The organism is Streptomyces sp. NPDC055078 (assembly GCF_053607985.1).
In genome coordinates, this window is the sequence record NZ_JBSGUP010000374.1 from 1 (window position 1) to 8,084 (window position 8,084).

An 8,084-nucleotide genomic window follows, 5' to 3' on the forward strand; every position below is an offset into this window, starting at 1 on the left:
CGCCCTGGGGGCTGTAGCCGTCGCGGCTCAGACCAGGTCGCGGTGGTACTGGCCCGCCTTGTAGTCGGCGAAGAGGGTGTACTCGACTTCGGTGCCGCCCCGGGTACCCGGGAGGTCCTTCTCCACCGGCTCCAGGTCGACGAGCGCGTACTCGCTGTACCCGCCGAAGTCACCCGGCGCGTCCGCGACCCCCACATGGACGGGGGTGCCGTCCGGGAGGTCCGCGAGGGCTTCCCGGAGCCGGGCGACGGTCCACACCTGCGGTGCGTGATCAAAAGTCTCAGCCATGTGCGGAGGCTACCCCGCGACCCACTCCGTCGCGTGGCTCCGCGCCGGGACCGGTGCGGCGTGATCGCCTTTCGGACGCACCGTCACCGGGCCGCGGCCGGGCAGGGGAGAACACGGGCGGCCGGAGCCGCCCCCGGGGCCGGAACCGATCCCCCTCTGTCCCGATTCATCCCGAGTGGCTGTGCCACCCCCGCGCCGGCAGTGGTGCCGCTCGCGGCCCGAGGGAGTGTCTGCGGACCCCGCAGGGCAGCCGTCCCGCGCCACGGAGCGAGGACATCCGCGACGTTTCGGCGATGATGCGAGCACTGTAGCCGGATACGAACACTCGGCAAACTTTCGAAAGATCATTGACTACTCGAATGCTGAAGGGTTACACATGTGGTCATTCCGCATGGAGCCCGGCACCTCGCGCACCGAGCACGCACCGAGCACGCATCGCACCGGCACTTCGCGGACTGAACAAAGGAGCAGCATCGTGACAACGGCATACGTGCCCGGCCAGAGGTGTCCGCTGGACGCCCCGCCGGGGTCCCGGACCGTAGGCGCCACCCGGGCGCCCGACGGGAACAGGGCCGGGGCGCGGGCCAGGGGGCAGGGCGGTTCCCGGGCATCGCGGAGAGCGGTCCCCGGGGCGGAGAGATGACGAAATTCGTTCTGGGAAGAATCGTTTCCGCACTCCCCACGCTGTTCCTGGTCTCCCTGCTGGTGTTCATGATGGTCCGCGCGACGGGGACCGATCCCGTGGCGCAGATCCTGGGAGAGGGCGCTCCGAAGTCCCAGCACGAGGAGATGGCCCAGCAGCTCGGTCTGCGCGACCCGCTGATCGAGCAGTTCACCGGCTGGCTCTCGGCGGCGGTGCAGGGCGACCTCGGGGCCTCCCTGTTCACCAGCGTCCCGGTGGTGGAGTCGATCACCGAGCGGCTGGGGATCACCCTGTCGCTGTCCCTCGCCGGCATGGCGGTCGCACTGCTGGCGGGTATCCCCCTCGGTCTGCTCGGCGCGCTGCGCCCCGGCTCGATCGCCGACCGGTCGCTGACCGTCATCGTCGCCCTCGGCCTCGCGGTGCCCAGTTTCTGGCTGGCGCTGCTGCTGGCGCTGACCTTCGCGGTGGAACTGGAGTGGCTCCCCGCGGTCGGCTACATCCCGCTCGCCGAGGATCCCGCCGCCTGGGCGAAGGGGCTGATCCTGCCCGCGCTGGCGCTGGGGGTGCACACGGCGTCGGTCATCGCCCGGCAGACCCGCAGCGCCACGATCGAGGCCCTGGAGTCCCCCTATGTGCAGGCGCTGCGCGCCCGGGGGGTGAGCAGGACCCGGATCGTGCTCAAGTACGCCACGAAGAACGCCATGGTCCCCGTCCTGGCCGTACTGGCCGTCCAGATGTCCGTACTGGTCGCGTCCAGCTTCATCATCGAGCGCATCTTCGCCATTCCCGGCCTCGGCACCCTGCTCATCGACAGTGTGGTCCGCGCCGACTACCCGGTCCTCCAGGGAGCCATCGTGGTCGTCGCCGTGATCGTCCTGGTCGTCAATCTCGCCGTGGACATCCTCTACGGCGTCGTCAATCCGAAGGTGAGGCCCCAGTGACCGCCGGAACCCTCGGCGAGAAGACCTCGCCGGCCGAGGAAGCGGACGAGGGTCAGGCGCCTCCCCGGCAGCCGGGAGTCCTGCTCCGTACGATCAGACAGCCGATCGCCGCGGTCTGTCTCGCACTCCTGCTCCTCCAGGCGGTGGTGGCCCTGACCGCAGGGATCATCGCGCCGCACGACCCCCTCGCTCCCGATATCGCCAACCGGCTCCAGGGTTCCAGCGGCGACCATCCCCTGGGCACCGACGAACTCGGCCGGGACACCCTCTCCCGGCTGATCTACGGCACCCGCACAGCCCTCATCGCCTCGCTGGAGAGCGTGGGCATCGGTGTCGTCATCGGTGTGGGTCTGGGACTGCTGGTGGGCTACCTCGGCGGCTGGTGGGACCGGATCGGCATGCGGATCGCGGATGTCATGCAGGCCATCCCCGCCCTGCTGATGGCCCTCGCGCTGGTCGCCATCATCGGCAACGGCCTCGTCAACGCGATGTTCGCCGTCGGTCTGGTCTTCGCCGTCAGCTTCATGCGGATCACCCGGGCCGTGGTGCTCGCCGAACGCGAGCGGCTGTACGTGGACGCGGCCCGGGTCACGGGACTGCGCAATCCGGCGATCATGCTGCGCCAGATCCTGCCCAACATCGCGGCACCCGTCATCGTCCAGGCGTCGATCGCGCTGGGCACCGCCCTGCTCATCGAGGCCGGGCTGAGCTTCCTCGGTGTCGGTATCGACACCACACAGGTCAGCTGGGGCGGCATGCTGGACTCGTCGCGCGCCCATGTGGTGGACGAGCCGATGCTCGCGGTGTACCCGGGCCTGGCCATCACCCTCAGCGTGCTGGCGTACAACCTCCTCGGCGACTGTCTGCGGGACGCCACCGCGCGCCGCACCACGGTGAGCCGCAGGCGCCGCCGCCGGGCCGCCCGTACCACCGCCGCGGCTCCGGCCTCGGTGGCGACCGGGCCGGCCGTGGCAGGCCCGGTGGCGAGCACCGAGGCCGGGCCGGCCCGCGCCGGGTCAGCCGGGACCGCGGCGACGGCGGACCCCGCCGGCTCCGGTCCCGCCCCCCTGCTGCGGGTGCGGGGTCTGACGGTCACCGCCGGCCGGCCCTCCGGGGACACCGCCGAGCTGATCAGCGACGTCTCCTTCGACGTGGGGCGCGGCGAGGCGTTCGGTCTCGTGGGCGAGTCCGGCTCGGGCAAGTCCATCACCGCCTCCACCCTCCTCGGGCTGCTGCCCCGTGGTGTGGAGATCTCCCGCGGCTCCGTGAACCTGGACGGTACGGAGCTGGTGGGCCTCGCCGAACGCCAGTGGCGGGGCATCCGGGGCCGCCGGATCGGCATGGTGTTCCAGGACCCCGTATCCGTGCTGTCGCCCGTGCACACCATCGGCGACCAGTTGATCGACGGCATCCGCGCCCACGGCGATCTGTCGCGCAAACAGGCCGCCGAACGCGCGGCGGAGCTGCTGTCCCTGGTCGGTGTGCCCGACCCCAGGCGGCGGCTGGCGGACTATCCGCACCAGTTCTCCGGCGGTATGGCCCAGCGGGTGGTGATCGCCTCCGCCCTGGCCAGCGACCCCGAACTGCTGGTCGCGGATGAGCCGACGACCGCGCTCGACGTGACCATCCAGGCGCAGGTCCTCGACCTCCTCGCCGATCTGCGCGAGCGGCTGTCGATGTCACTGCTGATCATCACTCACGACCTGGGTGTCGTGGCCGATGTCTGCGACCGCGTGGGTGTGATGTACGCGGGCCAGATCGTCGAGGTACGCGATGTACGGGGCGCGCTGGGCAGTCCCCGGCACCCGTACACCGAGGCGCTGCTCGGGGCCATGCCGCAGGGCAGGACCGGAGGCGACACCCTGGCGACCATCCCCGGCCGGGTCCCCCCGGCGTGGGCCTGGCCCGCCGGCTGCCGGTTCCATCCGCGCTGTGAGTACGCCACGGCGGCCTGCGCCGTGGCTCCGGTACCGCTCACGGAGGACGTCCGGTGTCTCCGGGCCGGTGAACTGCGTCTGGTAGGGACGAAATGAACGACCGACCGCTGCTGACCGTCGACAACCTCAGCGTGCGTTACGCACTCGGCCGCGGGCTGACCGGACGCACCCGCTCCTTCACCGCGGTCCGCGATGTGAGCTTCGAGATCGGGAGCGGGCGTACGCTCGGTCTGGTCGGGGAGTCGGGGTCCGGCAAGAGCACCATCGGCCGCGCGATCCTGCGGCTCGCGCCGGTCTCCGAGGGGAAGGTCGTCTTCGACGGCCACGACATCTCCGGGTTCGGCCGGAAGACACCGCTGTCGTACCGCAAGGACGTCCAGGTCGTCTTCCAGGACCCGCTGTCCTCGCTGAACCCCCGGCAGTCGGTGGCCGACACGATCGGCCAGTCGATCGCTCGGCACCGGGATCTGTCCCGGGCGAAGCGGGACAAGGAGGTCGCCCAGGCCCTGGAGAATGTGGGCCTGGCCTCCTTCCACGCCCGCCGGATGCCGCACGAACTCTCCGGGGGCCAGCGGCAGCGGGTGGCGATCGCCCGCGCGCTCGCCGTCCGCCCCCGGCTCATCGTGTGCGACGAGCCGGTCAGCGCGCTCGATGTGAGCACCCAGAGCCAGGTGATCAACCTGCTGATGGAGCTCCAGCGCGAGTTCGGGCTGAGCTATCTCTTTATCGCCCACGATCTCGATGTGGTCCGCCATGTCAGCCATGAGATCGCCGTGCTCTATCTGGGCCGCATCGCGGAGAGCGGTCCGGCGGACGATGTGCACACCGACCCGGCGCATCCGTACACCCATATGCTCATGGCGTCGTCGCTGGTGGCCGACGCCGACGAACAGGCGGCGCGCTCCGCCCGGCGCCGGGCGCTCGGCAGCAGGGCCGAACCGCCGAGCCCGCTGGGGGACATCGCGGGCTGCCCGTACCGGAACCGCTGCCGCTGGGCCACCGACATCTGCCGTACGAAGACACCGGGGCCGGTGCCCGTGCCGCTGCCCGCCGGCGTCGCGGGGGACGGCGGTACCGGCCCCGGGACCGGGGCACCGCGGCTGGTCGCCTGCCACCACACCGCCGAGGTGCGCCGGTCACGAGCGGCGGTCTGACACCTCACCACCCGCACCACTCATCCGCGCCGTTGGCCCCGTGGCTTCCCGCACGGGCGCCACGGCCCGGCTCAGCACACCCTCACAGCATGGAGCGATCATGTACAACGCCAACTCCGGGTCCCCCTCAGCGGCGCCCGGCCCGCACCCGGGACGGACCGTCCGCCGAAGAAGCCGCCGGATCCACCCGGCGCTCGGGGTGGCCCTCGCCGTCTCCGTGGTCACCGCGTGCGGTTCCGGCTCGGGCTCCGGCGGAACCGGTGGAGCGGACGGCAAGGGGACCGTACGGTTCGGTGTCGCGGTCCCGCTGAACGACTGGGAGACCATCGACCGCAGCAACACCACCTACACCGCGCTCGTCTACGAGGGTCTGGTGACGCTGGCCAAGGACGGCGTCACGATCACCCCCTCGCTGGCCAAGGCGTGGAAGGAGACGGACAAGGAGATCACCTTCGATCTCCAGGAGAATGTCGTCTTCCAGGACGGGACACCGTTCGACGCGGCGGCGGCCGTGAAGAACCTGGAGCGGATGCGGGCGAGCAAGGGACAGTGGGCGCCCGTCATGGCCCCGGTCACCGCCATCACGGCCGTGGGCACCAGCCAGGTCAGGATCACCCTGAAGTCGGCCGCGCCCAACCTCGTGCCCAACCTGGCGCGCAGCCAGGGCTACATCGTCTCGCCGAAGGCGCTGGCCGGCGGTGACTGGGCGAAGAAGCCGTCCGGCACCGGCCCGTACGTCTACGACGCGGCGGCCTCGGTCTCCGGCTCGAAGGTCGTGGCCAAGCCCTTCGACAAGTACCGCAACGCCGCGAACATCAAGAACGGCGGCATCGAGGTCCACTTCATCAACGACCCCGACTCGCTGATGAACGCGCTCCGCAGCAAGCAGCTCGACATCGCCTACACCACCGCCCCGTACCTGGACCGGGTCACGCAGGCCGGACTGTCGCTGAACACCTTCCCGCAGTCCGTGTTCCACCTGCAGATGTACGACACCAAGGGCGTGCTCGGGGACCAGAAGGTCCGGCAGGCGATGTGTCTGGCGATGGATCCGCAGCAGTACATCGAGGCCCAGTACAACGGGATGTCGAAGGTCCTCTCCCAGCGGATGAAGGAGGGGCAGCAGGGCTACAACCCCGCCGTCAAGGGCTACCCGCACAACGCGGCGCAGGCCAGGAAACTGCTGGCGGATGCGGGCAGCCCCAAGGTGAGCTTCACCCTGCCCACGTACGACATCCAGCGCCCGGTGGCCGAGCTGTTCCGCGACCAGATGAAGAAGGTCGGGATCGACGTCAAGCTCGACATGATGACCTGGGGTCAGTACTACACGGTCTACAACAACGGGAAGTACCCGGCGGCCATCCTGTCCGACTTCGGTGACGCCAGCGTCTACGACTACTACCTGTACAAGTTCGGCCCCACCGGCCCGGGCAACCCGAAGAAGGTCGCCAACCCCGAGCTGGACTCGATCGTCGAGCGCGCCCTCGCCGCACCGGACGACAAGGCCGCGGACCTGGCGTGGCAGGACCTGACGAAGTCCGTCAACGACCAGGCCCTGGACTGCGGATTCCACGAGGCCCAGGCGTTCTTCGCCTACGACGGCAAGACCGTTGACAACGTGCAGTCGACGCCGACGCTCGCCTCCGTGGTCCGCTACGCCGAACTCGTGTCCAAGAAGTAGCCCCCGCCGAACACCGCCGCGCCCCGCCGAAAACCACCGCACACCGAAAGACCAGGAGTGAGCCAATGCCGTCGAGCATCCTGATCAAGAACGCCGCCATCGCCACGATGGACGCCCGCTACGGAAGCCTGGAGAAGGGCGACATACTCGTCCGGGGCAACCGGATCGAGGCGATCGGCGCCGAGCTGGAGGGTCCCGCAGACAGGACCATCGACGCCACCGGGAAGATCGTCATCCCGGGAATGATCGACACACACATCCATATGTGGCAGCAGCCGCTGCGGGGCATCGCCTCGGAGATGTGGACGCATGACCTCTACAAGAACCTGGTGTCGCCCTCGCGGGAGAAGTACAGCGCGGAGGACTTCGGGGCCGCCGTGTACGCCTGTGGCATCGAGATGCTCGACCGGGGGATCACCGGCGTGGTCGACTTCTGCCACGGCCTGTGGTCGCCGGAGCACGCCCGCGCCGTACTCGACGCCCACGGGCGCACGGGCCAGCGGGCACTGATGGGATACGGGCTGACCCTCGGCTACGCCTACGAGGGACAGACCAGGCCCGAGCGGGATCTCGACGAGAAGTTCGAGGACATCACGGCGCTGAGCGCCACCGTGCCGACCGGCGACGACGCCCTGGTGCGACTCGGAGTGGGGCTCTCCGAGATCGAGGTCGTCGGGATGAAGCGGTTCCGCAGGGAGACCGAGTTCGCCCGGAGCCTGGGACTGCGCTCCACACTGCACCAGAACGCGCCCCACCAGATCCTCGACATGCACGAAGAGGGCCTCCTCGGCAGCGATCTGATCCCCGTTCACGTCAACGCGGCCACCGACGAGGAGCTGCGGCTCATCGCGGAGGCAGGCATCGCGATCTCCGTCACACCCGAGGTCGAGGTCTCCGTCGGCCGCTCGCTGACCGTGCTCAACCGCGCCGTCAAGGCGGGCGTCAAGCTCTGCATCGGCACCGACACCCCCGCCCGGGTGCCGCTGGACCTGCTCTCCCAGCTCAGGATCAGCAACACCCTGATGCAGGCACAGGACGCCCTCCAGGCCCGCGACGGCGGACGGCTGCCGCTCTCCCCCAGGGAGAACTCCGCGACGGCCACCCCCGGTGAGCTGCTGGCGACGATCACCTCCAACGCCGCCCACGCCCTGGGCCTCGGTGACCGGCTCGGCACCCTGGTGCCCGGCAATCTCGCCGACCTCGTCGTCCTGGACCCGGGTCGCTACGGCCGTCCGGTGGGCGACCCGGCCGCGTACGCCGTGATCTTCGGCACCTCCGCCGATGTCGACACGGTCATCGTCGGCGGTGAGATCCGCAAGGAGGACGGCCGGCTGGTGGGCGTCGACGAGGAAGCCCTCGCGGACTCCCTGGCCCGGCTGAAGTCCCGCGTCATCGGCTGACCCCGCCTGGGGGACCGTCCCGGAGGCCGCAGGCGTACCC

Annotated in this window: 6 protein-coding genes; 5 read left to right on the plus strand and 1 reads right to left on the minus strand. The window is 70.1% G+C overall.

Annotated features, from left to right (window positions below; all coding sequences use genetic code 11):
• Nucleotides 1-27 precede the first annotated feature (27 nt).
• Complete coding sequence (locus ACWF94_RS26445; RefSeq protein ID WP_453493425.1) at nucleotides 28-288, minus strand: DUF6225 family protein; 261 nt, start codon at nucleotides 286-288, stop codon at nucleotides 28-30.
• 639 nt (nucleotides 289-927) lie between these two features.
• Here ACWF94_RS26445 and ACWF94_RS26450 point away from each other — a divergent pair.
• From ACWF94_RS26450 to ACWF94_RS26470, 5 genes are all read left to right on the plus strand, one after another.
• Complete coding sequence (locus ACWF94_RS26450) at nucleotides 928-1,872, plus strand: ABC transporter permease (protein WP_453493428.1); 945 nt, start codon at nucleotides 928-930, stop codon at nucleotides 1,870-1,872.
• Nucleotides 1,869-3,905, plus strand: a complete 2,037-nt coding sequence (locus tag ACWF94_RS26455) for a dipeptide/oligopeptide/nickel ABC transporter permease/ATP-binding protein (protein ID WP_453493431.1) — start codon at nucleotides 1,869-1,871, stop codon at nucleotides 3,903-3,905. The genes ACWF94_RS26450 and ACWF94_RS26455 overlap by 4 nt, the downstream gene beginning before the upstream one ends.
• Nucleotides 3,902-4,963, plus strand: a complete 1,062-nt coding sequence (locus tag ACWF94_RS26460; protein WP_453493434.1) for an ABC transporter ATP-binding protein — start codon at nucleotides 3,902-3,904, stop codon at nucleotides 4,961-4,963. Before ACWF94_RS26455 ends, ACWF94_RS26460 begins: the two co-directional genes overlap by 4 nt.
• A 100-nt stretch (nucleotides 4,964-5,063) precedes the next feature.
• Nucleotides 5,064-6,644, plus strand: coding sequence for an ABC transporter substrate-binding protein (locus ACWF94_RS26465; RefSeq protein WP_453493437.1), 1,581 nt, complete (start codon nucleotides 5,064-5,066; stop codon nucleotides 6,642-6,644).
• Nucleotides 6,645-6,709: 65 nt separating this feature from the next.
• Entirely contained in the window at nucleotides 6,710-8,044 is a 1,335-nt protein-coding gene (locus ACWF94_RS26470; protein WP_453493440.1) for an amidohydrolase family protein, read from the plus strand.
• The last annotated feature ends 40 nt before the right edge of the window (nucleotides 8,045-8,084 follow it).

Bases quoted from the DNA above. Each gene is read 5' to 3' on its own strand.
- ACWF94_RS26460 (WP_453493434.1), top strand. From the start codon at position 3,902: ATGAACGACCGACCGCTGCTGACCGTCGACAACCTCAGCGTGCGTTAC.
- ACWF94_RS26450 (WP_453493428.1), top strand. From the start codon at position 928: ATGACGAAATTCGTTCTGGGAAGAATCGTTTCCGCACTCCCCACGCTG.
- ACWF94_RS26445 (WP_453493425.1), bottom strand. From the start codon at position 288: ATGGCTGAGACTTTTGATCACGCACCGCAGGTGTGGACCGTCGCCCGG.
- ACWF94_RS26465 (WP_453493437.1), top strand. From the start codon at position 5,064: ATGTACAACGCCAACTCCGGGTCCCCCTCAGCGGCGCCCGGCCCGCAC.
- ACWF94_RS26470 (WP_453493440.1), top strand. From the start codon at position 6,710: ATGCCGTCGAGCATCCTGATCAAGAACGCCGCCATCGCCACGATGGAC.